This is a genomic window from Jeotgalibacillus marinus (genome assembly GCF_040801915.1).
In the GTDB taxonomy this organism is placed as follows: domain Bacteria; phylum Bacillota; class Bacilli; order Bacillales; family Jeotgalibacillaceae; genus Jeotgalibacillus; species Jeotgalibacillus marinus.
On sequence record NZ_JBFMIA010000105.1, the window covers coordinates 1 to 380 of the forward strand.

Below are 380 nucleotides of genomic sequence, written 5' to 3' on the forward strand. Positions count from 1 at the left end.
GTTTCCCCCCCCCCCTCCTCCTTCCCCCTCCCTCCTTCTTCCCTTCTCCTCTCCTCCTTCTTCCCCTCTCCTTCTTCCTTCTTTTTTTCTTTTTTTCCCCTCCCCTCCCTTTTCCTTTTCCTCCCCCTCTTTCCCCCTTCTCTTTTTTTCTCCTTCTTTTCTCTCTTTTCCCCCCCTTCTTTCCCTTTTTCTTCTCTTTTTCCCCTCCCCTCCTCCTCTTCCTCCCCCTTCCCTCCTCTCTTTTTCCCCTCCCCCTTCTCTTCTCTCTTCCCTTCTTCCTCCCCCTCCCTCCTCTCCTTCCCCCTCTCTTTCTTTTCCTCTTTCTTTCCCCTTTCTCCTTTTCCCCTTTTTTTCCCCTTCTCCTCCTTCTCCTCCTTTTT

At 51.8% G+C, this 380-nt stretch carries 1 protein-coding gene; it reads right to left on the reverse strand.

Annotated features, from left to right (window positions below; all coding sequences use genetic code 11):
- Positions 1–380 (reverse strand): hypothetical protein (locus AB1471_RS18860; protein ID WP_367780951.1); only part of this gene is annotated, 380 nt, incomplete at both ends.